18 protein-coding genes and 1 tRNA gene are annotated in these 21,777 nt (G+C 69.3%); 10 read left to right on the forward strand and 9 right to left on the reverse strand.

Translation table 11 applies throughout. The features are described from left to right. Positions 1-75: 75 nt before the first annotated feature. Both MKL01_RS21280 and MKL01_RS21285 read left to right on the forward strand, forming a co-directional pair. Complete coding sequence (locus tag MKL01_RS21280; protein ID WP_243907176.1) at positions 76-1,221, forward strand: acyl-CoA dehydrogenase family protein; 1,146 nt, start codon at positions 76-78, stop codon at positions 1,219-1,221. Continuing rightward, a complete protein-coding gene (locus MKL01_RS21285) occupies positions 1,218-1,802 on the forward strand; it encodes a cytochrome b (protein WP_243907177.1) in 585 nt (194 codons plus the stop codon). The genes MKL01_RS21280 and MKL01_RS21285 overlap by 4 nt, the downstream gene beginning before the upstream one ends. A 546-nt stretch (positions 1,803-2,348) precedes the next feature. On the opposite strand, the gene MKL01_RS21290 is transcribed toward MKL01_RS21285, so the two are convergent. Then, positions 2,349-2,609 carry a hypothetical protein gene (locus MKL01_RS21290; protein WP_243907178.1) on the reverse strand — a complete coding sequence of 87 codons (261 nt, stop codon included), beginning with the start codon at positions 2,607-2,609 and terminating at the stop codon, positions 2,349-2,351. A 460-nt stretch (positions 2,610-3,069) separates the two neighbouring features. Between MKL01_RS21290 and MKL01_RS21295 the strand changes: the two genes are divergently transcribed. Next, complete coding sequence (locus tag MKL01_RS21295; protein ID WP_243907179.1) at positions 3,070-3,276, forward strand: hypothetical protein; 207 nt, start codon at positions 3,070-3,072, stop codon at positions 3,274-3,276. A 261-nt stretch (positions 3,277-3,537) separates the two neighbouring features. Here MKL01_RS21295 and MKL01_RS21300 read toward each other — a convergent pair whose 3' ends face one another. Both MKL01_RS21300 and MKL01_RS21305 read right to left on the reverse strand, forming a co-directional pair. Beyond that, entirely contained in the window at positions 3,538-4,551 is a 1,014-nt protein-coding gene (locus tag MKL01_RS21300; RefSeq protein ID WP_243907180.1) for an SDR family oxidoreductase, read from the reverse strand. A 137-nt stretch (positions 4,552-4,688) separates the two neighbouring features. Next, positions 4,689-6,119 (reverse strand): mannose-1-phosphate guanylyltransferase/mannose-6-phosphate isomerase, encoded by a 1,431-nt coding sequence (locus MKL01_RS21305; protein ID WP_243907181.1) that lies wholly within the window; start codon positions 6,117-6,119, stop codon positions 4,689-4,691. Positions 6,120-6,313: 194 nt separating this feature from the next. Here MKL01_RS21305 and selA point away from each other — a divergent pair, with 194 nt between their 5' ends. Further along, a complete protein-coding gene (gene selA, locus MKL01_RS21310) occupies positions 6,314-7,747 on the forward strand; it encodes an L-seryl-tRNA(Sec) selenium transferase (RefSeq protein WP_243907182.1) in 1,434 nt (477 codons plus the stop codon). Positions 7,748-7,887: 140 nt separating this feature from the next. Then, entirely contained in the window at positions 7,888-8,358 is a 471-nt protein-coding gene (locus MKL01_RS21315) for a MarR family winged helix-turn-helix transcriptional regulator (protein WP_243907183.1), read from the forward strand. Positions 8,359-8,367: 9 nt separating this feature from the next. On the opposite strand, the gene MKL01_RS21320 is transcribed toward MKL01_RS21315, so the two are convergent. The 5 genes from MKL01_RS21320 to MKL01_RS21340 form a co-directional block, all read right to left on the reverse strand. After that, entirely contained in the window at positions 8,368-9,729 is a 1,362-nt protein-coding gene (locus tag MKL01_RS21320; protein WP_243907184.1) for a pentapeptide repeat-containing protein, read from the reverse strand. A gap of 45 nt (positions 9,730-9,774) precedes the next feature. Continuing rightward, positions 9,775-12,093 carry an FdhF/YdeP family oxidoreductase gene (locus MKL01_RS21325; RefSeq protein WP_243907185.1) on the reverse strand — a complete coding sequence of 773 codons (2,319 nt, stop codon included), beginning with the start codon at positions 12,091-12,093 and terminating at the stop codon, positions 9,775-9,777. A gap of 92 nt (positions 12,094-12,185) precedes the next feature. Beyond that, positions 12,186-12,473 carry an MTH1187 family thiamine-binding protein gene (locus tag MKL01_RS21330; protein ID WP_243907186.1) on the reverse strand — a complete coding sequence of 96 codons (288 nt, stop codon included), beginning with the start codon at positions 12,471-12,473 and terminating at the stop codon, positions 12,186-12,188. 68 nt (positions 12,474-12,541) lie between these two features. Further along, positions 12,542-12,615, reverse strand: a tRNA-Gly gene (locus MKL01_RS21335). 238 nt (positions 12,616-12,853) lie between these two features. Continuing rightward, the gene (locus MKL01_RS21340) at positions 12,854-13,696 is read right to left on the reverse strand and encodes a 3-keto-5-aminohexanoate cleavage protein (protein ID WP_243907187.1); all 843 of its coding nucleotides are present in this window, start codon (positions 13,694-13,696) and stop codon (positions 12,854-12,856) included. Positions 13,697-13,872: 176 nt separating this feature from the next. Here MKL01_RS21340 and aroQ point away from each other — a divergent pair, with 176 nt between their 5' ends. The 3 genes from aroQ (at position 13,873) to pyrC (ending at position 16,236) form a co-directional block, all read left to right on the forward strand. Beyond that, positions 13,873-14,340 carry a type II 3-dehydroquinate dehydratase gene (gene aroQ / locus MKL01_RS21345; protein WP_243907188.1) on the forward strand — a complete coding sequence of 156 codons (468 nt, stop codon included), beginning with the start codon at positions 13,873-13,875 and terminating at the stop codon, positions 14,338-14,340. A 143-nt stretch (positions 14,341-14,483) separates the two neighbouring features. Beyond that, positions 14,484-15,185: an orotate phosphoribosyltransferase gene (locus MKL01_RS21350; RefSeq protein WP_243907189.1), complete on the forward strand. Its 702-nt coding sequence runs from the start codon at positions 14,484-14,486 to the stop codon at positions 15,183-15,185. A gap of 4 nt (positions 15,186-15,189) precedes the next feature. Further along, positions 15,190-16,236 (forward strand): dihydroorotase, encoded by a 1,047-nt coding sequence (pyrC, locus tag MKL01_RS21355; protein ID WP_243907190.1) that lies wholly within the window; start codon positions 15,190-15,192, stop codon positions 16,234-16,236. Positions 16,237-16,399: 163 nt separating this feature from the next. Here pyrC and MKL01_RS21360 read toward each other — a convergent pair whose 3' ends face one another. Continuing rightward, positions 16,400-17,281, reverse strand: coding sequence for a hypothetical protein (locus MKL01_RS21360; RefSeq protein WP_243907191.1), 882 nt, complete (start codon positions 17,279-17,281; stop codon positions 16,400-16,402). 654 nt (positions 17,282-17,935) lie between these two features. Between MKL01_RS21360 and MKL01_RS21365 the strand changes: the two genes are divergently transcribed. Together MKL01_RS21365 and MKL01_RS21370 are read left to right on the forward strand one after the other, a co-directional pair. Next, positions 17,936-19,381: an amidase gene (locus MKL01_RS21365; protein WP_243907192.1), complete on the forward strand. Its 1,446-nt coding sequence runs from the start codon at positions 17,936-17,938 to the stop codon at positions 19,379-19,381. A 585-nt stretch (positions 19,382-19,966) separates the two neighbouring features. Beyond that, positions 19,967-21,742, forward strand: coding sequence for an acetolactate synthase 3 large subunit (locus MKL01_RS21370; protein ID WP_243907193.1), 1,776 nt, complete (start codon positions 19,967-19,969; stop codon positions 21,740-21,742). Positions 21,743-21,777: the final 35 nt, after the last annotated feature.

Raw genomic sequence — 21,777 nt, forward strand, 5'->3', positions numbered from 1 at the left:
CAGCCGACCGCGTGTCGACGGCAACGGCCGGCCGGAGCGTCGACAGCGCGACATCGACGGCGTGACGGGGACACCATGGACCAGCGGACGCCGCCCGACCTTCACAGCGACATGGTCGCCGCCGCGCGCGCGGTATCCCTCTCCGCGGGGCAACGTGCGCAGGCCGAGGATCGCGACGACGGTTTTCCGGCCGCCGACGTCGCCGACCTCGTCCGCCTCGGACTGCTCGCGGCGCCGATCCCGTCCGACCTGGGCGGGAGCGGTCTCGGCGAGGAGCCGGGGGCCTGGAAGCTCGCCGACGTCCTGCGGCTCGTCGGCTACGGCAGTCTCGCGCTCGGACGGCTCTACGAGGGCCACGTCAACGCGCTTCAGCTCATCGCCCAGTACGGCGACCTGGGCCAGCGCGCGCGCCTCTTCGCCGATGCCGGCGCCGGCCACCTGTTCGGCGTCTGGAACACCGAGCCGCCGGGGGGCGGCGTTGTGATCGAGGATTGCGGCGACGGCTCGCGCCTGGGGGGCGTGAAGACCTTCGCGTCGGGGTCCGGTTTCGTGACTCGCGCCCTGGTCACGGGCCGGTCGCCGGGCGGCGAAACCCTCATGCTCGTCGTGCCGCTGCCGGCCGGCGCCCGCGCCGACCTGTCGGCGTGGCGGGCCCACGGGATGCGCGCGTCGGCCACCGGGACCCTCGATTTCAACGGTCTCGCGCTCCTGCCGGATGCCGTTCTCGGTAACCCGGATGACTACTTCCGCCAGCCGGTCTTCTCGAGTGGCGCGTGGCGTTTCACGGCGGTCCAGCTCGGCGGCATCGAGGCGGTGTTCGACGTGTGGCGGGCACACCTCGTCGGCACCGGGCGCGAGGCGGATCCGCATCAGCTCGCGCGTCTCGGCGAGGGCGCGATCGCGGTGGAAGGGGCGCGGCAGTGGGTGGCCCGGGCAGCCGCGATGGCGACCGACGGGATGCTGGCCCCCGAACGGGTCGTGGCCTTCGTCAACCTAGCCCGGCTGGCCGTGGAGAAGGCCGGCCTCGACGTGCTGCAGCTCGCCCAGCGCTCCGTGGGGCTGCAGGGCTTCCTGCGGACGCACCCGCTGGAGCGGCTCACGCGCGACCTCGCAACCTACCTGCGCCAGCCCGCACCCGATCGGGCCCTCACCGGCGCGGCGGCGGAGATCCTGAGGACGCGCGCCATGGCGGGGGACCTCTGGAGCGGGGTGGCCGTATGATCGGATCGTCGCGCGCGCACGCGGCGCCGGGCCGCGAGGGCCGGGACGCGGCGGTCTGGCGCGACGCGCCGCAGCGCTACGGCCGCATCAGCCGCGGCTTCCACTGGCTGATGGCCGCGCTCTTCGCGTGGCAGTTCGCCGGGGCGCTGCTCTATGTCGGCATCGGCGACACGGCTCTCACCCGCTTCGTCGGCGGTAGCCACTTCACCCTGGGCGCCACCCTGTTCGTGCTCGCGCTGCTGCGCGGGGCCTGGGGCCTCGCGAACCTCCCGCGGCGGCCGCCCCATCCGGGGCGCCTGGGCCGCGCCGCGCAAGCGGGCCACGCCGTGCTCTACGGCCTGATGATCGCGGTCCCGGCGCTCGCCCTCCTGCGCCAGTACGGCTCGGGGAAGCCCTTCGCGCCCTACGGCATCCCGGTGATGCCGGCGCGGGACAGCAAGATCGCCTGGATGACGGTCCCGGGCGACCTGCTCCACCACTGGCTGGCGTTCATCCTGCTCGCGGTGGTGCTCGGTCATGCGGCGATGGCCGTGCTCCACCGCGTGCTCCGGCAGGACGACGTGCTGGCGCGGATGCGTTGAGAGCCGGCCGGGACGACGAAGCCTTCGTCTCGGCCCGCGACGTGCCTGGGCCGGTGATCACGGGCTGGGGCGGCGAGCCCTCCCGGCCCCGTCGGGACCAGATCCCCCTCGATCAGGCGAAATGCGCCGGCAGGCTGAGCGCCTGCGCGTAGGTCATCAGCATGATCGCGCCACCGATCAGGGTGGCGCCTATGGTGATGCGGTTGGTCCAGGTCATTGTCGTCTCCATCGGCTTCGCGACTGTGCTCGCGCTGTGACCCCGATGTATGCTCAAGCTCTCGTGGCCGACGTGTCCTGGAGCACCCGCGGCACCGCTGCGGGCCGGCGTCGGCGCCCATTCGGGGGCGACCCGGGAAATGATCACCGCGCCGATGTGAGAAGAGGTCCCGCCCGAGCGCCGCGTGCGCGATCGTCATTCCGTCGCGGGCGGGTCGCGTCCGTCGCTCCGGCCTGCGGTCGCGGAGGTCTCGACCGGCCAGGTGATGCGGCCCGACGTTCCCGCGGCCTCCCGCGGCGACGGCGCATGCGAGAGGCGGTCGGGCATGGTCACGCGGTCGAGCCGGCGAACTTGAGCGCGATCTTCCGTCCGTCGCGCCAAATCACTTCGCAATTCTGGTTGATGTACAAGGCCGCCGAGATCAATCGAAATTTCGATGGCGGAGCCGTATCCGACTCGATCTCGATCATCGCACCGGATTTACCGAGGTTCCAGACCAGGCAGCCGCGACGTTCCTGCGGCTCTCCGAAATAGACCTGCCCGGTCTTCAGGGCCGCCCTTTGTAGTTCGCCTCTGCGATCTTCCGCCACTAAGCGCCTCCGGTCAGTCTGACTTCGGTTGCACAACAGAGCCCCGAGACCCGAATTTCGTTCCAGATTTTTTAGGCTTTCCGCTTCGGCGATGTGCCGCGGGCTGAAGGCGGCACCCGGGACCGGCCCGTCGCCCCCGCCCTCGGTGCAGCCGATCGCCCGACCCGAGTCCGCCGATCTTGAGAGAGGTCGGTGCGAGTCGCATCCCCTCAATGAATGAGGCGACCGTCTTACGGCTCGGCTTGGAGGAGAGCGCCGCCGGGATGGACGGGACCGTCCGCTCCTGATCGGTCCGTACCGCATCCGCCTCGGGACCCGACGTCCCGCGGCCCGGGGTGGCGTCGGTCGAAAAGCTGTCGGGTCAGCGCAGAAAGATCAAATTGCCTCGCTGCAATCACGGCTAAATACTCAGGCGGAGGCCGAGGATCCGGCTAATAACCGCGACGGGGGACGCCAGCACATGACAGCGCGAGAGGTGGCAGAACGGCAGCTCGAGCACGTACGCTGGCGCGTGGCGGTAGTCGCCTCGACGCTCGAGGACGTCGCGGAGACGCCAGATCAAGGTCTGCGCAAGATACCGGCTGAGGCCGCGCGGCAGTTCCTCACGGCCGCCGTCGCCGAATTGTCGGATTACGTGGCGGCGTTGACCTCCGCGCCCGCCCGTTGAACGCCGGCGGCGTCGATTAGGACGCCGCTCGGCGGTTGCGCTCGACGCGCCGGCTTTTCCGCCAGAGTTCGACATGACGAACGCTTCGGAATGGCCCGCTACGGCGCGAACGCTCGTTCACGACGGAACGGCGATCCGTCTCTAGGCCGCTTCGTGAGCGGCGGATCGGGCCTGCCGTCCGACCGGCGCGGTCCGATGCCCGGCTCGCGCCGCGCGTGCCCGGTCGGATGGTTCCGGCTGGGCTTCGGCCGGGACGGCCATTTAACGGCGCCGTCCCCGGCCGGAGGCGGTCCCCAGCACGGCGAAGGCCGTGGCCGCGCCGATGCCCAGGAGGCCGGCAGCCGCCGTGACCGGATGCAGGCTCGCCCGCGTGTAGGCGCTCGTGCGCATCACCGGCACGGGCGGATCCCCCCGCGTCTCGCTGGCCGGCACCGGCGCGTGGAGGGCGCCGACCGGGTTGCGGGGCGCGCTCGCGCGCTTCTGCAGGGCGACGATCGCCGGGGCCAGATAGTCGTAGGCCCCGGGCGCGAATTCCTTGCCGGCCGTGAAGGCCTTGCCGGCGCCGCCCACGAAGATGTCGCGCTGCGGATGGACGGCGGCGTGCAGGATGGCGTAGGCGACTTCCTCGGGCCGGTAGATCGGCGGCGGCAGGCTCGGCTCCCGGTCCATGTAGTTGCGCGCCCGCTGGGGCAGGGGAGTGTCGATCGAGGCCGGCTTGATCAGCGTCACCGAGACCGGGGCCTTCTCGACCATCAGCTCCATGCGCAGGGCGTCGGTGAAGCCCTTCACCGCGTGCTTCGAGGCCGCGTACATGCCCTGATAGGGGAAGGCGAGGTCCGAGGCGATGCTGCCGACGTTGATCAGCGCCCCGCCGCCCGCGCGCAGGTGCTCCGTCGCCACCAGGGATCCGAACACCGTCCCCCAGAAGTTGGTCTGGATCAGGCGCTCATGGTCCGCGTCGCTGATCTCGCGCAGCCGGCCGTAGATCGAGGCCCCGGCCACGTTCACCCAGGTGTCGAAGCCGCCGAAGGTCGAGACGGCCCGGTCGGCGACCGCCTGCACCTCCGCCCGGTTGCCGACATCGGCCACGACGTGGATCGCCTTGCCGCCGACGCCCTCGATCTCCGCCTGGATGCGCGCCAGGGCGTCGCCGCTGCGCGCGGTCAGCACCACCCGGGCGCCGCGCTCGGCCGCCATCCGGGCGGTGGCGAGGCCGATGCCCGACGACGCGCCGGTGATGACGATGACCTGCTCGTTGAGCGGCTTGTGCTTCATGCGGTAACCCCGTGCTTTGCCGGGCGACCGCCTTCGTGGAGGAAGGGGCGGGCCCACCCTCCGCTATCCGTCGGGGCGGCCGCATGTTCCTGGCGCGCCGCGGGTGATCGGGTCGCAGGGTGGCGTCGCGCGGGCGCTCAGCGCCCGTAGATATCCTCGACGCGGATGATGTCGTCCTCGCCGGTATAGGAGCCGACCTGCACCTCGATCAGCTCCAGCGGGATCTTGCCGGGGTTGGCGAGGCGATGCATCGAGCCGATCGGCAGGTAGATCGCCTCGTTCTCGTGGACCAGCACCACGCGCTCGTCGATCGTGACCTCGGCGGTGCCGCGCACCACCACCCAGTGCTCCGCCCGGTGGTAGTGCTTCTGCAGGGACAGGCGGCCCCCCGGCACCACCTGGATCCGCTTGACCTGAAACCGCTCGCCGATGTCGATCCGCTGGTACCAGCCCCAGGGCCGGTACATCCGCAGGTGCGCGTCCGCCTCCGGCGCGCCCTCGGCGCGCAGCGCGTTGACCAGGTCCTTCACCTGCCCCGAATGCGCCTTCGAGGCGACCAGCACCGCGTCGGGGGTGGAGACGACCACCACGTCCTCCAGGCCGACCACGGCGGTCAGGCCCTCGCCCTGGCTGTGCACGAGGCTGTTCTTGGTCCCGATCAGCGACACCCGGCCCCGCACCGCGTTCCCGGCCGCGTCGTGATCCAGCACCTGCCAGACCGCGTCCCAGGTCCCGACATCCGACCAGGCGAACGACACCGGCAACACGCCGGCGCGCGCGGTCCGCTCCATCACCGCGTAGTCGATCGAGATCTTGGGGGCCTGCGCGAAGGCCTCGGCGTCGAGGCGCACGAAGTCGAGGTCGGTCACCGCCGCCTCCAGCGCCGCCCGCGCGGCGGCGAGCACGTCGGGCACGAACGCCTCCAGCTCGGCCAGCATCAGGTCGGCGCGGAACAGGAAGTAGCCGGAGTTCCACAGGGCGCCCTCGGCGATCAGCGCCTCGGCGCCGGCGCGGTCGGGCTTCTCGACGAAGCGGGCGACCCGGGCGGCCCCCGGCGCCTCCTGGATGGCCTCGCCCCGGCGGATGTAGCCGTAATCGGTGGCCGGCCGGTCCGGCTCGATGCCCAGCGTCATGGTGTAGCCGGCCCGGGCCCCGGCGGCGGCGGCGGCCACGGCCGCCACGTAGGCCTGCGTGTCCGGGACGACGTGGTCGGCGGCCATGATCAGCACCACCGCCTCCGGGTCGAGGCGGGCGGCGTGCAGCGCCGCGACCGCAACGGCGGCGGCGGAGTCGCGGCCCTGCGGCTCGAGCAGGATGTCGGCGGCCAGACCGACCTGTCCGCACTGCTCGGCGACGATGAAGCGGGCCTCCGCCGAGGCGATGACGGTCGGCCGGGCGAACACCGCCGGGTCCGCGACCCGCTCCAGGCTCGCCTGGAACGTCGAGGCGCGGGCATCCACCAGCTTGGCGAACTGCTTGGGCATGCTCTCGCGCGAGGCCGGCCACAGCCGCGTCCCCGTCCCCCCGCACAGGATCATCGGGTGGATGAGGGCAGTAGATCGGGACATGGCGGCGTCTCCCGAGGAGGCTCGGCGGGTCGGCTTGGTCGCGCGACCGGGGCGGTCCCGCAAGGGTCGGCGCGCCGGCAGCGACTGGTTTCCGGGTTTGGCCTTAACGTCGCGCCGGGGGCAGGACAACCGGCGCGGCTTATGCGCGCGATCGGGCTGACCCTATCGCGGCGGGTCTATATGTCTGGTCGCGCATGAGTTCCTCCGCGCAGACCCGCTCGCCTCCCGCTGCGGCGCAAGGCCCCCGCCGCCTGCCCTCGGTCGAGCGCCTGGTCGGCGGTGCCGCGCCGGAGGCGCTCGCCGCCTACGGGCGGACGGCCATCACCGAAGCGGTCCGGGCGGTGCTCGCCGGGATCCGGGCGGAGGGCGCGTCCGTGCCGGACGAGTCGGCGCTCCGCGCCGCCGTCGCGGAGCGCCTCGTCGCCGAGCGACGCCCCTCCCTGCGGCCGGTGTTCAATCTCACCGGGACGGTGCTGCACACCAATCTCGGCCGCGCCCTGCTGCCCCGCTCGGCCGTCGAGGCGGTGGCCGCCGTGATGGGCCAGGCGAGCAACCTCGAATTCGATCTCGCCAGCGGCGCCCGCGGCGAGCGCGACGACCACGTCGAGAGCCTGATCTGCCGTCTCACCGGCGCCGAGGCCGCGGTGGTCGTCAACAACAACGCGGCCGCCGTCCTGCTGGTGCTGAACGCCCTGGCGATGCGCAAGGAGGTGATCGTCTCCCGCGGCGAGCTGGTGGAGATCGGCGGGTCCTTCCGGATCCCCGACGTGATGGTGCGGGCCGGTTGCCGGCTGCGCGAGGTCGGAACCACCAACCGCACGCATCTGCGCGACTTCGCGGAGGCGATCGGGCCGCGCACCGGCCTGGTGATGAAGGTCCACCCGAGCAACTACGCCATCGCGGGCTTCACCGCGGCGGCGGATCCCGACGCCCTGCACGGCCTCTGCCGGGAGCGCGGCGTGCCGCTGGCCGACGATCTCGGCAGCGGCAGCCTCGTGGATCTCGCCGCCTACGGCCTGCCCCCCGAGCCCACCGTCCGGGCGGCCCTGGCGCGGGCGGATGTCGTGACCTTCAGCGGCGACAAGCTGCTGGGCGCCGTGCAATGCGGCATCGTCGCCGGCCGGAAGGCGCTGATCGCCCGGGTCCGCAAGAATCCGCTGAAGCGAGCCCTGCGCGTCGACAAGATGACCTACGCGGCCCTCGAAGCGGTGCTGCGTCTGTACCTCCACCCCGAGCGGCTTGCCGAGGAGCTGCCGACGCTCCGCCTGTTGACCCGCGACCGGGCGGCGATCGCGGCCCGCGCGCGCAACCTCGCGCCCGCGGTGGCGGACCGGCTGTCGGGATCGGCCACGGTCTCGGTGGCGGATTGCATCAGCCAGATCGGATCCGGAGCCCTGCCGGTGGAGACCCTGCCCAGCGCCGCCCTGGTGCTGACGCCGGACGCCGGGACCGGGGACCCCCGGCGCGGTGCCGGGGGCCGGTGCAAGCGCCTGGCCGAGCGGCTGCGGACCCTGCCGGTGCCGGTGATCGGCCGCATCAGCGGCGACGCGATCCTCCTGGATCTCCGGACGCTGGAGGATGAGGCCGGCTTCCTCGACAGTCTAGCGGCGCTTCAACCGCGCGGTTAGCGGATCGTGCACCCGGGGGTGTGCCCGGAAACCCAGTTGCCGCACCGGGTCTTGTGCGGCGGCTTCCCGTGTTGTGGTATACGGATCAACCCGCGGTCGCGGTCGGAATGGCGGCGCGTGGACCGCGATAGGCGAATGATATGGCGTACACTGCCGAGACGATGGCGCCGGAACGGGAGGCGGATCCGCTGCTGCTGGATAACCAGCTCTGCTACGCCCTCTATGCCGCCGCGCATCGCATGACCAAGTCCTACCGGCCGTTGCTGGAGCGGCTCGGGCTGACCTATCCGCAATACCTCGTCCTCCTCGTCCTCTGGGAGCAGGACGGCGTCACCGTCTCGGAGATCGGCCGGCGCCTGCGCCTGGATTCCGGCACGCTGACGCCGGTGCTGAAGCGGCTGGAGAGCGCCGGTTTCCTGCTTCGGACCCGCCGCCAGTCCGACGAGCGCGAGGTCGAGATCGCGCTGACCCCGGCGGGGGCCGCGCTCCGCTCCGAGGCGGTGTCGGTCCGCGAGAGCGTGATGTGCCAGCTCGAACTCAGCGAGCCGGAGATCCGCGCCCTGCGGAAGGACCTGAGCCTCGTCATCGAGCGGCTCAGCGTCAACGAGTGAGGGCGGTCCTCACCGGCGCAGGCGGTTGCCGAGGACGAAACCGTAGAGCCCCATCAGGATGATGCCGACCCCGCCCTCGATGCCGACCAGCAGGTTGGTGACGCGCCCGGTCGGCTTGAGGCCGATCTCCGGCGGGTTCGCGGTCATCATGTTGAGCGCGCTGTAGCTCAGGAGATCCAGGGGGTTGTAGGTCGGCCCGGCCTCCGGTCCCTCCACGATGAACAGCCCGCCGGTCAGGCCGTAGAGGCCGGCGAACAGCGCGATCAGCAGCGCGAAGGCCCGGGCGATGCGCGACAGGCTCTCCCCGTAGTCGCACAGCCATTCGACGAACCGGTCTGCACTCCACCGATAGCCGTGCCGCAGCATGCCGGCCCCGTCCCGGTCGCTCCAGGCGGTGCGGGCCTGCCGCCCGGCGTGGAAGCGGCCCATCCGGCGACCGCGCTTGTAGGCCCAGCTCGCCGCGTCGTGGCTGCCGATGCTCTTCCAGTTCTGCTCCAGCGCGAGGTAGCTCGCCTGGGCGGCCTCGTAGGCGCCGGCGACCTCCTCGCCGACGGCGCCGCCGAGCTGCTCCACGCTCATCCGCGTGCCGTTGAGCCACGCGCCGGCGAAGCGGGCGTGCCGCAGGCGGCAGGTCGCGAGGTTCAGCCGCACGAGGTCGGTGTCCGACAGGTCGGCGCCGGACAGGTCCGCCCCGTCAAGCTTCGCCCCGGCGAAGTTCGCGCCGCGCAGCCGCGAGCCCGCCAGCGTCGCCTTCGCCAGGCTGGCGCCGGCGAAGTCCGCCTGCGTCAGGTTGGCGTCGGCGAGCTTGGCCTCGTCGAGCCGGGCGTCGCGGAACACGGTGTCGTCGGCATCCGCCCCGGAGAAGTCGGCACCCCACAGGTCGGCGCCGGCGAAGTCGGTCCCGTCGAGGAGGGCGCCGGACAGGTCGGCGAAGCGCATCGCCGCCTGCCCGAAGCGCGCATCCTCCAGCATGGCGCCGGCGAACCTCACCTGCCCGGCGACGATGCCGGTGAAGTCCGCCCCGGAGAGGTCGGCGTCGGACAGGTCGGCCTCTTCGAGGATCGCGCCCGCGAAGCGTGTCGAGCGCCCGACCGACCCGGCGAGGTTGGCCCGGCGCAGGTTCGCGCCCGAGAAATCGGCCTCCTCGATCCGGGCTCCGGACAGGTCGGCCCCGGCGAGCGGCAGGCCGCCGGATTCGGCGTCGGTCCCGCCGCCCGCAGAGGCGAGGGCGTCCGCGCCCGCGCTCAGGTGCGCGAGATCCGCACCCGGCTCCCGCAGGGGCGATCCGGCGGCGATCCGGTCGATGAGGCCGCGCAGTCGGGTGTCCGCCTCCGCGTCCGGCCGCGCGTCGGGTGGGGTTGCCTGATCCATGGCCGGATCCTTGCCGAAGCGCGCGCCGATGCGCCAGCGGCTTCCTCAGCCGGGGCGGGATGAGGCCGTCACCCGCACGGCGATCGCCTTGGCGGCCGGCGTCTTGGACTGCTCGTCATGGTGCCAAAGGGGCAGCAGGACGTTCAGCTCCGGGTAGTAGCCGCCGCAATTGCCCTCCGGGATGTCGTAGGCGATCACCCGCAGGCCGCCGACGCGCCGGTGGACCTGATCGGCCGCCTCCGTCTCCACGTCGACCGAGCCGCCATCCCTGAGCCCGAGACGGGCGATGTCGGCGCGGTTCATGAACAGGATGTCGCGGGTGCCCTTCACGCCGCGGAACCGGTCGTCGTAGCCGTAGACCGTGGTGTTGAACTGGTCGTTCGACCGCAGGGTGATCAGGTCGAGCACGTCCCGGCCGCGGGGCGGCAGGTCGGGGTCGGCCTCGAGCCCCGCCGGCACGGCGAAATTGGCCTTGCCGGTCTCCGTCTCCCACTTCCGGTCGCGGGCGCCGAGCGGCTTGGTGATCCCGCCGGGCCGGAACATCTGCCCGTTCAGGTCGTGGAACACCTTCGGGTAGGTCGCCTCGATGGCGTCGCGCACCCGGCCGTAATCGGCGACCCAGGCGTCCCAGTCGATCCGTGGGTTCGGCGGCACCGTCGCCTTGGCGATCTCGGCCACGATCCAGGGCTCGGAGCGCACGTGCGGCCCGACCGGGTCGGACACGCCCCGGGAGCCGTGGAAGCGCGCGGTGGAATCCTCCATCGACACCGCCTGCGGCCCGCCCGCCTGGCGGTCGATCTCGATCCGGCCGAGGCAGGGCAGGATGTAGGCCACGGCCCCGTTCACCAGGTGCGATCGGTTGAGCTTGGTCGAGATCTGCACGGTCAGGCGCTGCTGCCGCCAGGCCGGTTCCATCCGGCCGGTATCGGGTATCGCGCGCAGGAAATTGCCGCCGAGGCTGACGAAGGCCTTCACCCGGCCGTCCAGAATGCCCTCGCAGGTCTCGACCGTGTTGAGCCCCTTCTCCTGCGGCGGCTCGAACGCGTAGAGGTCCCTCAGCTTGTCGAGCGGCACCAGCTCCGGCTTCTCGGTGATGCCGACGGTCCGCTGGCCCTGAACGTTCGAGTGACCGCGCACCGGGCAGATGCCGGCGCCGGGCTTGCCGATATTGCCGCGCAGCAGCAGGAGATTGACCAGCATCCGCACGGTCTCGGTCCCCTTGCGGTGCTGGGTCAGGCCCATCCCGTAGATGCCGATCACCGCCTTGGCGCGGGCATAGGCCGCCGCCGCGGCCTCGAGGGCATTGCGGGTGAGGCCCGAGCGCCCCTCGATCGTCGCCCAATCCTGGCGCTCGCAGAACGCCACGAACTCCGCGAAGCCGTGGGTGTGCTCGGCGATGAAGGCGTGGTCGAGGATGGCCGGCTTGCCGGCCGCGGTGGCGTCCCGGTCCAGGGCGAGCAGGATCTTGCACAGGCCGGTGAGCGCGGCGAGGTCGCCGCCGGCCTTCACCTGGTGGTACTGGGTCGAGATCCGGGTGGCCGAGCGCGTCACCATCTCCACCGGCGATTGCGGGTTGGTGAAGCGCTCGAGCCCGCGCTCGCGCAGCGGATTGAAGGTGATGATCTGCGCGCCCCGGCGCCTTGCCTCCTGGAGCGGGTGGAGCATCCGGGGCGCGTTCGAGCCGACGTTCTGGCCGAAGAAGAAGATCAGGTCGGTGGTCTCGAAATCCTCCAGCAGCACCGTGCCGACCGGCGCGCCGATCGATTGCGGCAGCGCCACCGAGGTCGGCTCGTGGCACATGTTGGAGGAATCCGGCAGGTTGTTGTTGCCGTAGAGGCGCGCCAGCAGCGCCCACATGTAGCTGGTCTCCAGGGAGGCCCGGCCGGAGGCGTAGAACACCACCGATCTCGGGTCGTCCTGGCGCAGGGCCTTCAGCTCCCGCCCGATCTCGGCGAAGGCGTCCGACCAGGACACCGGCCGGTAGCGGTCGCTGGCGGGGTCGTAGCGCATGGGGTGCGTGAGGCGGCCCTGCTCCTCCAGGGCGTAGTCGCTCCAGCCGAGCAATTCGGTGACGGTGTGGGCCGCGAAGAAGTCCGGGGTCGCGCGCCGACGCGTCTGCTCCCAGGCGGTGGCCTTGGCGCCGTTCTCGCAATACTCGAAGGCGAGCGGCTTCGCCGGCTTCGCCCAGGCGCATGACACGCACATGAACCCGTCCGGCTTGTTCTGCTTCAGCAGCATCGCCGAGCCGGTGACCGGCACGCCCTCGCGGGTCAGGATCTCGACGAGGGACCGGGCCGAGCCCCAGCCGCCTGCCGGTCCGTCATAGGGCTCGATGCGCACATCGTCGGTCTTCTGCTCGGCCATGCCGTCCTCCACTCCGGCACGCAAGCGACCGGACAGGTGGAACGCGCGAGGCCGCGGGTCGGATCACGGCCGCGTCGACGCGGGGGCCTCTGTCAGGAGACGGCCGCGAGCTTGTCGGCCATGGACTGGTCCTTGTCCCGCCGCGTCGAGAAGATCAGCGTGAAGAAGGTCCGCTGGACGCCGAGTTCCGCGAGCCGCGCCTCGCAGCGCTCGGCCAGGGCGCAGATCTCGGACAGCTCGGCCTCGATGTTGGTGCCGTTGGGATGCATCGTGGCGGTGAGCCCGCTGGCCTCGACGATCGCCTTGATCTCGCGGACATAGGGCGAGACCGACGGCCCGACGCCCATCGGGACGATGCACAGGTCGGCCGATACCTTCATGATGATCGCCTGATCGGGGAGACGCCGGCCCCCCATGGCCGCGGGCGGCGCGGGCGGGCAGCGTGGGATGGAGCGGGTACCGGGAATCGAACCCGGGTATTCAGCTTGGAAGGCTGCTGCTCTACCATTGAGCTACACCCGCGCGGGCGGACCGTTAGCACGCCGGTGGGCGCCTGAGAAGGTGGCCCGGGACGGTGTCCGATCGCCCCGCGACACGGGACCCGACACCGGACCGAGACCGCTCGCATCGGCTGTCCCGTTCGCGCCTCTGGAAGTGGCTGTGGCCGGGATCACCCGATCGGGACCGGCCCAGAGCCGGTGTCCGCAGTTGCCCTCCCGCGCCGAGCCGGCGTCCGCCGCGGTGCCCAGCGCCCAGCGCTCTACCCGAGTCCGAGCGCCGCCCGGGCCTCGGCGGGCGTGGCGACCCGGCGGCCGTGGCGCGCCACGGCCTCGGCGGCCAGCTCGACCAGCTCGGCGTTGCTCGCCGCCAGCCTGTCCTTCGTGACCCGGATGTTGTCCTCCAGGCCGGTGCGGACCGCGTCGGCGCCGCGGGCGAGCGCCCAGTCCATCACCACGGCCTGATTGCGGCCGATCCCGGCGGCCGTCCAGGTCGCCTCCGGCAGGATCCGTCGGGTCTCGGCGAGGAGGATGTCGAGCAGGTGCTCCTCGGCCGGCATCGCGTTCTGGACGCCCATGACGAACTGCACGTGCGGGCGCGCGTCGATCAGGCCCGCCTCCACCAGCCGCTTGGCCCCGTGCAGGTGCGAGAGGTCGAAGACCTCGATCTCGGGCCGCACACCGTACTGCTTCATCTGGCCGGCGAGGTCGGTCACGAGGCTCGCGGAATTCTCGTACACGATGGTGGGGAAGTTGACCGAGCCGGTGGACAGCGAGGCCATATCGGGTCGGTGCTTCAGCGACAGTCCCCGGGCGGACGGATCGCGCCCGCGGCCGCCCGTGGAGAACTGGACGATCATCCCGGGGCAGTGCTTGCGCAGCCCCTCCTGAACGGCCGCGAACTTCTCCGGATCGGAGGAGGGCGACTCGTCGTCGTTGCGCACGTGGATGTGGCAGAGGGTGGCACCCGCCTCGAAGGCCTGATGCGTCGACTCGATCTGCTCGGGCACGGTGACCGGCACGGCCGGGTTGTCCTTCTTGCGCGGCACCGAGCCGGTGATCGCCACCGCGATCACCACGGCTGCGGCGTTTCCGGATCCTGCCATCGCGTATCCTCCGTGCACGTCCCTCGGACCGGCGCCCGGGATAGCGCCGCGCGCTTGGAAACAGAACCGCCCGAACCGAGACAGCCGGGCCCGACACGGGACATCCGCGCGCCGGTGACAGGGTGGGCTTGTGTTGGGCCGGCGCTTGCCGCACCTCTCGGACCGCGAGGGATGCGATGAACGACACCGTCCTGGTCCTGAACGGGCCGAACCTGAACCTGCTGGGCCTCCGCCAGCCGGAGATCTACGGCCGCGAGACGCTGGCCGACGTCGAGGCCCTGTGCCGCGAGACCGCCTCCGGCCTAGGGCTGCGGATCGATTTTCGCCAGAGCAACGCCGAGCACGGGCTGATCGACGCGATCCACGAATTCCGGGTCGGTTCGGCCGGGATCGTCATCAACGCCGGCGCCTACACCCACACCTCCGTGGCGATCCTCGACGCGCTTAACACCTGCGAGGTGCCGGTGATCGAGTGCCATATCTCGAACGTCCACCGGCGGGAGGCGTTTCGCCACCAGTCCTACGTGTCGCTCGCCGCCACCGCCGTGCTGGCGGGCTTCGGGACGGGCGGCTACGCCCTCGCCATCCGGCACCTCGCGCATCTGCGGGCCGACAAGCCCCTGCGGACCGACAAGACCGCCTGAGGCGCGGATAGCGCCGCGATCAGGGTTGACGCTGGCGGAGACAGGGGAGAGGAGGGCGGTCAGGCCCCATTTTCACGCGCGCTCCCCGGCGGGACTGGTCCTGACGTCCCCGGAGAGCGCCTCGAGCGGAGCGCGCACGCCGCATGACCAGCCCCTTCCTGCCCCTCGACCGGAAGGTCATCGCCCGCGAGGCGGCCAAGATGTTCCTGGAGATCGGGGCGGTCCTCTTCTACAAGGACGAGCCGTTCAAGTTCACCTCCGGCTGGGCGAGCCCGGTCTACACCGACAGCCGGAAGATCATCTCGTATCCGCGCCTGCGCGCGACGCTGATGGATTTCGCCACCGCCACGATCGTGCGCGAGATCGGCTACGAGTCGCTGACCCACATCGCGGGCGGCGAGACCGCCGGCATCCCCTTCGCCGCCTGGATCGCCGACCGGCTGATGCTGCCGATGCAGTACATCCGGAAGAAGCCCAAGGGCTTCGGCCGCAACGCGCAGATCGAGGGCGAGGTGGTGGCGGGTGCCCGCACCCTGCTGGTGGAGGACCTCGCCACCGACGGGCGCAGCAAGGTCAACTTCTGCAAGGCCCTGCGCGATTCCGGCGCCACGGTCGATCACTGCTTCGTGCTATTCTACTACGACATCTTCCCCGACAGCGCCGCGCTGATGCAGGAGATCGGCATCAAGCTCCACTACCTCACCACGTGGTGGGACGTGCTGGCGGTGGCCAAGGAGATGGGCACCTTCGATCCGAAGACGCTCGCCGAGGTCGAGCGCTTCCTCAACGCCCCGGCCGAGTGGTCGGCGGCCCATGGCGGCATTTCCTCGTTCGGGCAGGCCTGAGATCATGGGCGCCGCCGACCAGATCACGATCCGCCGTCCCGACGACTGGCACATCCACCTGCGCGACGGCGCGATGCTGAAGGCGGTGCTGCCCTACACGGCGGCGCAGTTCGCCCGGGGCATCATCATGCCGAACCTCGTGCCGCCGGTGACCCGTGTGGCCGCCGCGCAGGCCTACCGCGCGCGGATCCTGGCGGCCGTGCCGGAGGGCATGGACTTCACGCCGCTGATGACCTGCTACCTGCGGGACGACACCGATCCGGACGAGATCGAGCGCGGCTTCATGGAGAAAGTCTGGATCGCCGCCAAGCTCTATCCGGCCGGCGCGACCACGAATTCGCACGCGGGCGTCACCGACCTGCTCGGGATCGCCCCCGTACTGGAGCGGATGGAGCGGATCGGCATGCCGCTCCTGATCCACGGCGAGGCCACCGACCCGGAGATCGACATCTTCGACCGCGAGGCCGCCTTCATGGAGGGCAGCCTGATCCCGCTGCTCGCCCGCCATCAGGGGCTGAAAGTGACGGTGGAGCACGCCACCACGGCGGAGATCCTCGACGTGGTCCGGGAGAACCGCGCGCGCGTCGCGGCGACGATCACGCCCCATCACCTCGTGATCAACCGGACCCACATCTTCCAGGGGGGCTTGCGCCCGCACCTGTACTGCCTGCCGGTGGCCAAGCGCGAGCGGCACCGTCTGGCCCTGCGCGCGGCCGCGACCTCCGGGGAGGCCTGCTTCTTCCTGGGGACCGATACGGCCCCGCATGTCCGCGGCGCCAAGGAGGCGTCCTGCGGCTGCGCCGGCGTGTTCTGTGGGCCCTCCGCGCTTCAGACCTACGTGCAGGTGTTCGATGAGGAGGGGGCGCTGGATAAGTTCGAGGCCTTCGCGTCGCTCAACGGCGCGCGCTTCCACGGGCTGGAGCCGAATGCCGCGACCGTGACGTTGGAACGCCGCCCGGGCCGCGTCGCCGAGGCAGTCTCCGTGGAGGACACCACCGTCGTGGTGTTCCGCGGCGAGGAGACGATGCCCTGGTCGGTGGCATTGGAATAGGTGTCAGCGGAAGGGGCTCCGTCGAGCAGGCGTATAATCAGGTGAACGCTCCGGTGCTATCAGAAGCGCTGGAGGCCGGGGCGATACGCCGTCTAAGGCACCAAGATCATAGGAGATGGGGGTGATGACGAAGCTCTGAATACGGATCTTGAACCCTATAGGTTTATTCTATGGCAGTCTGGCCGCTGAGATCTCGGCCTGAATTTGGAATATCTCTAATCAGCTCCTCATCAAAGATATCATCTGCGGGAATTCGCGTCAGGGCTGATTTTTCGGTTGGCGTCATGTTTTTGATAAAAGACAGAATCGCATCCGGTGTGATCGAGTAGTCTAGATTGAAGCCAGATATTTCTTCTCGATAGCCGATGCTTTGTAGGAGATCAGTCAAAGTTTTCCATGCGGTGAGGCTGAAGCTGGGCGTTTCATTCTCTGAGCGGCCCATCAAAACGAAATCAACCTTAGGCAAAAATGCAGGCAATCCATCGCCCCAGACGATTACGGTCTGTGCTGCGTGACTGATGCCAAAGTACATGATGCGCGGAAGAAATTGCCTTTCCCCGTATTGCGCGGAGCGCGCTGGAAGTTCATAGTTCCACCGCCAAGTTTCGTGAAGACGTGCCGTAGGTAAACTCCAGATTTTGTGCTTACTTTGGGATAGGATCGCCTGCACGGCGAAACGGTTGCCAAAGTTCCATCCTCGCAAGAAGCCCTCGTTCGTATAGGGCCCGTTTTCCATGCCATGCATCTGCGGATCGTGGATTTTGCACGGCAGCGCTGCAACAATAGATGAGAGTTCTTGCTGTGCTTCCAGCCCAAAAAAGCTTGGACGGCAGTAGTTTATGTTAAAATGTCCGTTTATGAGGCTTTTTCTGAAAATTTTTTTCCCATTTTCTGTAAATCTAAATGCAAAATAGACTCCGGTTTCTTTATTTTTGTAAATAAATTCGTTGCCAGATATCTGATAGCTTCTTCTTGTTGAAAAGTAATCTATAATAGTCGGCATTTTGACTGGCGAGTGAAATTCAAAATATAGATCATAGCTCATGATGAATCTTTGCTCGCGGAACCTTGATTTTAAGCTTGCGCCCTATTGAAGATATTCAAATTGAGACGCAGTGAATTTTTGTACATCTAAGCATCGTTGCGCATCCGAGGCCGAAGGATATGTGACTCGAATGAGGATTTTAACTTTGCGTGGCAACAGAGCATAGCTTTGTGGCGCATGCAACGATTTTGATATACACTTAAAATCAGTCGAATGATCGAGAAATTTCAATACGTAATCTTTAAATATGCATTATGTTTATAAAGACATTATAATATAACGTGATTGGGTTGCTTCGAAGCGCCGTCGGAAGGCACGAAGGACCCGGATGCGCATCATAAACTGTGTCGGTCGCTTATACCGCACGAAGCGCGGTTGGCGTCGAGAGCGGCTGGTGGTGCAGTTCTGAGCTTGCCATAGGCATATCGCAGCTGCTGACGGATATCGCCGCTTGAACCTTCGCCGCTCGGGTGTCGACCTCAAGTTCCTTGAGATGCGGTGATTTCGTTTCGGCTTCAATTTTTAGGTCGCAGATGAGCCGCGGAGATTCTAATTCGTTCTGGCGGCCGCCGATGCTGCTCCGCCAAATGGCGGCCCTACGACGTATCCGCAGCCGACACGGACTGTAATCATCCCTTCGAAGGACGGAAGCCGATGCAGGACGCGCGACAGGACGGCATCACGGCCATGGGTGCGGTGGACCTCTCCGCCGCCATCCGCGGCCGGATCGTCTCCTGCGTCGAGGTGATGCGCGCCTATCTCGCACGGATCCACCGTCTCAACCCCCAGGTGAACGCCATCGTGGCCCTGCGGGACGACGCGGCGCTTCTGCAGGAGGCCGAGGCCGCCGACGCCGTCCTGGCGCGCGGCGAGGCCGTCGGCCCGCTGCACGGCTTTCCGCTGGCCGTGAAGGATCTCGATCCGGTGCGCGGCCTGCGGTTCACGCAGGGGTCCCCGATCTTCGCCGACCGGATCGCCGACGCGGATTCGCTCATGGTGGCCCGGCTGCGCGCCGCCGGGGCGATCTTCATCGGCAAGACCAACGTGCCCGAATTCGGCCTCGGCTCGCACAGCTTCAACCCGGTCTACGGCGCCACCGCCAACGCCTACGACACGGCGAAGAGTGCGGGCGGGTCGAGCGGCGGCGCCGCGGTGGCGGTGGCCCTGCGGATGCAGCCGGTCGCCGACGGCAGCGACCATGCCGGGTCGCTGCGCAACCCGCCGGCCTTCAACAACTGCTACGGCCTGCGCCCGGCCTGGGGGCGGATCCCGGCCGAGGCCAAGGACGTGTTCAGCCCCGGGCTCGCGGTGCTCGGGGCGATCGGCCGGACGCCGGCCGATATCGGCCTGATGCTCTCCGTCCAGGCCGGCTACGACCCGCGCTGCCCGAACGCGATCCGGCAGGATCCGTCCGCCTTCGCGAGCCCGCTCGCCCGGGACTTCCGAGCCACCCGGATCGCGTGGCTCGGCGATTGCGGCGGCCAGATCCCGTTCGATGCCGGGGTGCTCGACCTCGGGCGGTCGGCGCTGAGGACCTTCGTCGAGATCGGCTGCATCGTCGAGGAGGCGGTGCCCCGCTACGACATGGAGCAGCTCTGGCAGGATTGGTTGGTGCTGCGGGCGCTGACCGTCGCGGCGGCGCTGCGCCCGCTCTACGACGAGCCGCGCCATCGGGCCCTGCTCAAGCCGGAGGCCGCCTGGGAGGTCGAGCGGGGGCTCGCGCTGAACGCCGATCGGATCATCGCGGCCCTGGAGGGGCGCACGCGCTGGTACGAGACCCTGCGCCGGTTCATGGAGGCGTACGACTATCTCGTGATGCCGTCGACGCAGGTCTTCCCCTTCGACAAGGCGCTGCGCTGGCCCGAGACCGTCGGCGGCCGGCGGATGGATACCTATCACCGCTGGATGCAGACCGTGATCCCCGTGACCATGGCGGGCCTGCCGGCCCTCGACGTGCCGGCCGGGTTCGGCGAGGCCGGATTGCCCACCGGCATCCAGATCGTCGGCCGCAACCACGGCGAGCTCGCCTGCCTGCAACTCGGCGCGGCCTACGATGCGGCGAGCAACTGGGTCCGACGCGTGCCGCCGCCGCTGACCTGAGTGGGGCCGCTGCGCGCGGTTCCTGCGTGGAGCCCAGGTCGCGTTCCGCTCTCGCTCCCTGCGCCCGGGAGAGGGCCGCGTGCTGTCTCCTCGTCGGCCCCCTTTCCCGGACAGGTGAAGCGACAGCGTAACCTGATCCGGGGCCCGGCACAGGAAGCGCCGCGAACGCGGCTCCACGACCGAACCGGCGCGAACCGACGCACGGATGCGTTGACCGCCCCCGCGCTCTCCGCTATGAGGCCCGACGCTCCGCGCGCCAGCCGTGACCCATCCGGGGATCGGGCGGTCGCCGCGGGGCAGGTTCGGATATCCGATGACCACGGTCCTTATTGTAGCGCTGGCGTCACCGACGGGGCGGCCCTGAGATAGGGCCGCGATCCGGGCGGTGGCGCATGCAGGGTCCCTCGGGGCCCTTTTTTGTTGCCCGCGTCCGGGCGGGCGGGACTGGTGTGGACGGGTATCCGAGGCGATAGGCACCTTCGGGCGAGGCGGGGACCGCCCCGCGTGACGGGGATGCCGTGAGAGAGGACGGGGCAGGGCGGCGGTCCAGGGATCGCCGTGGCTCCGGAGAGCGAGGAGACGAGCATGGGCGGCGAGGTCATGACCGGGGCCGAGATGGTCATCCGGGCCTTCCAGGATCAGGGTGTCGACACGCTGTTCGGGTATCCGGGCGGCGCGGTACTGCCGATCTACGACGCGCTGTTCCACCAGAACGCCGTCAAGCACATCCTCGTGCGCCACGAGCAGGGTGCGGTCCACGCCGCGGAGGGCTACGCGCGCTCCTCCGGCAAGGTCGGCTGCGTGCTCGTCACCTCGGGGCCCGGCGCCACCAACATCGTCACCGGCCTCACCGACGCGCTGCTCGATTCGATCCCGCTGGTCTGCATCACCGGGCAGGTCCCGACGCATCTGATCGGCACCGACGCGTTCCAGGAATGCGACACGGTCGGCATCACGCGCCACTGCACGAAGCACAACTACCTGGTCAAATCGATCGACGACCTGCCGCGGATCCTGCACGAGGCCTTCTACGTCGCGGCCAACGGCCGGCCCGGCCCCGTCGTGGTCGATCTGCCCAAGGACATCCAGTTCGCCTCCGGGCTCTACGCGCGGCCCGAGATCGCGAGCCACAAGACCTACCGCCCGGCCGTCAAGGGCGATTCCGACCGGATCCGGGCGGCCGTCGAGCTGATGGCGACCGCGCGCCGCCCGATCTTCTACACCGGCGGCGGCGTCATCAACTCCGGGCCGGAGGCCTCGCGGCTTCTGCGCGCGCTGGTTGCCGAGACCGGCTTTCCGGTGACCTCGACCCTGATGGGGCTGGGTGCGTATCCGGGCACGGACGAGAAGTTCCTCGGCATGCTCGGCATGCACGGGACCTACGAGGCCAACCTCGCGATGCACGAGTGTGACGTGATGATCTGCGTCGGCGCCCGGTTCGACGACCGGATCACCGGCCGGCTCGACGCGTTCTCGCCGTTCTCCAAGAAGATCCACATCGACGTCGACGCGTCCTCGATCAACAAGGTCGTCAAGGTCGATGTCGGCATCGTCGGCGACTGCGCCTCGGTGCTCGCCGACATGCTGGAGGCGTGGCGCGCCCTGCCGTCGCGGCCCGACAAGTCCAACCTCGATCCGTGGTTCCAGAAGATCGGCGCCTGGAAGGCGCGCGACTGCCTCGCCTACTGGCCGTCGGGCACGATCATCAAGCCGCAATACGCCGTGCAGCGCCTCTACGAGGCCTGCAAGGACCGCGAGACCTACATCACCACGGAGGTCGGCCAGCATCAGATGTGGGCAGCCCAGTACTTCAAGTACGACGAGCCGAACCGCTGGATGACCTCCGGCGGCCTCGGCACGATGGGCTACGGCCTGCCGGCCGCCATCGGCACGCAGCTCGCCCATCCGAAGGGGCTGGTGATCGACATCGCCGGCGAGGCCTCGATCCTGATGAACATGCAGGAGATGTCGACGGCCGTTCAGTACCGGTTGCCGATCAAGGTGTTCATCCTGAACAACGAGTACATGGGCATGGTCCGGCAGTGGCAGGAGCTGCTGCACGGGTCGCGCTACTCGCAGAGCTATTCCGAGAGCCTGCCGGACTTCGTGAAGCTCGCGGAGGCCTACGGCGCCAAGGGCATGCGCTGCGACAAGCCGGGCGACCTCGACGGCGCCATCGCGGAGATGCTGGCCCATGACGGGCCGGTGATCTTCGACTGCATCGTCGACAAGACCGAGAACTGCTTCCCGATGATCCCCTCGGGCAAGGCGCACAACGAGATGCTCCTGTCCGATTACCTCGGCGAGACCGGCGTCGAACTCGGCGACGTGATCTCCGAGGAAGGCAAGATGCTGGTGTGAGGGAGGGCGGCCCGGCTCACCGCCGGGCCGCGATC

Origin of the sequence: Methylobacterium sp. J-070, from assembly GCF_022829385.1 — a bacterium.
Taxonomy (GTDB): Bacteria; Pseudomonadota; Alphaproteobacteria; order Rhizobiales; family Beijerinckiaceae; genus Methylobacterium.

Bases quoted from the DNA above. Each gene is read 5' to 3' on its own strand.
- MKL01_RS21280 (WP_243907176.1), top strand. From the start codon at position 76: ATGGACCAGCGGACGCCGCCCGACCTTCACAGCGACATGGTCGCCGCC.
- MKL01_RS21285 (WP_243907177.1), top strand. From the start codon at position 1,218: ATGATCGGATCGTCGCGCGCGCACGCGGCGCCGGGCCGCGAGGGCCGG.
- MKL01_RS21295 (WP_243907179.1), top strand. From the start codon at position 3,070: ATGACAGCGCGAGAGGTGGCAGAACGGCAGCTCGAGCACGTACGCTGG.
- MKL01_RS21300 (WP_243907180.1), bottom strand. From the start codon at position 4,551: ATGAAGCACAAGCCGCTCAACGAGCAGGTCATCGTCATCACCGGCGCG.
- MKL01_RS21305 (WP_243907181.1), bottom strand. From the start codon at position 6,119: ATGTCCCGATCTACTGCCCTCATCCACCCGATGATCCTGTGCGGGGGG.
- selA (WP_243907182.1), top strand. From the start codon at position 6,314: ATGAGTTCCTCCGCGCAGACCCGCTCGCCTCCCGCTGCGGCGCAAGGC.
- MKL01_RS21315 (WP_243907183.1), top strand. From the start codon at position 7,888: ATGGCGTACACTGCCGAGACGATGGCGCCGGAACGGGAGGCGGATCCG.
- MKL01_RS21320 (WP_243907184.1), bottom strand. From the start codon at position 9,729: ATGGATCAGGCAACCCCACCCGACGCGCGGCCGGACGCGGAGGCGGAC.
- MKL01_RS21325 (WP_243907185.1), bottom strand. From the start codon at position 12,093: ATGGCCGAGCAGAAGACCGACGATGTGCGCATCGAGCCCTATGACGGA.
- MKL01_RS21330 (WP_243907186.1), bottom strand. From the start codon at position 12,473: ATGAAGGTATCGGCCGACCTGTGCATCGTCCCGATGGGCGTCGGGCCG.
- MKL01_RS21340 (WP_243907187.1), bottom strand. From the start codon at position 13,696: ATGGCAGGATCCGGAAACGCCGCAGCCGTGGTGATCGCGGTGGCGATC.
- aroQ (WP_243907188.1), top strand. From the start codon at position 13,873: ATGAACGACACCGTCCTGGTCCTGAACGGGCCGAACCTGAACCTGCTG.
- MKL01_RS21350 (WP_243907189.1), top strand. From the start codon at position 14,484: ATGACCAGCCCCTTCCTGCCCCTCGACCGGAAGGTCATCGCCCGCGAG.
- pyrC (WP_243907190.1), top strand. From the start codon at position 15,190: ATGGGCGCCGCCGACCAGATCACGATCCGCCGTCCCGACGACTGGCAC.
- MKL01_RS21360 (WP_243907191.1), bottom strand. From the start codon at position 17,281: ATGAGCTATGATCTATATTTTGAATTTCACTCGCCAGTCAAAATGCCG.
- MKL01_RS21365 (WP_243907192.1), top strand. From the start codon at position 17,936: ATGCAGGACGCGCGACAGGACGGCATCACGGCCATGGGTGCGGTGGAC.
- MKL01_RS21370 (WP_243907193.1), top strand. From the start codon at position 19,967: ATGGGCGGCGAGGTCATGACCGGGGCCGAGATGGTCATCCGGGCCTTC.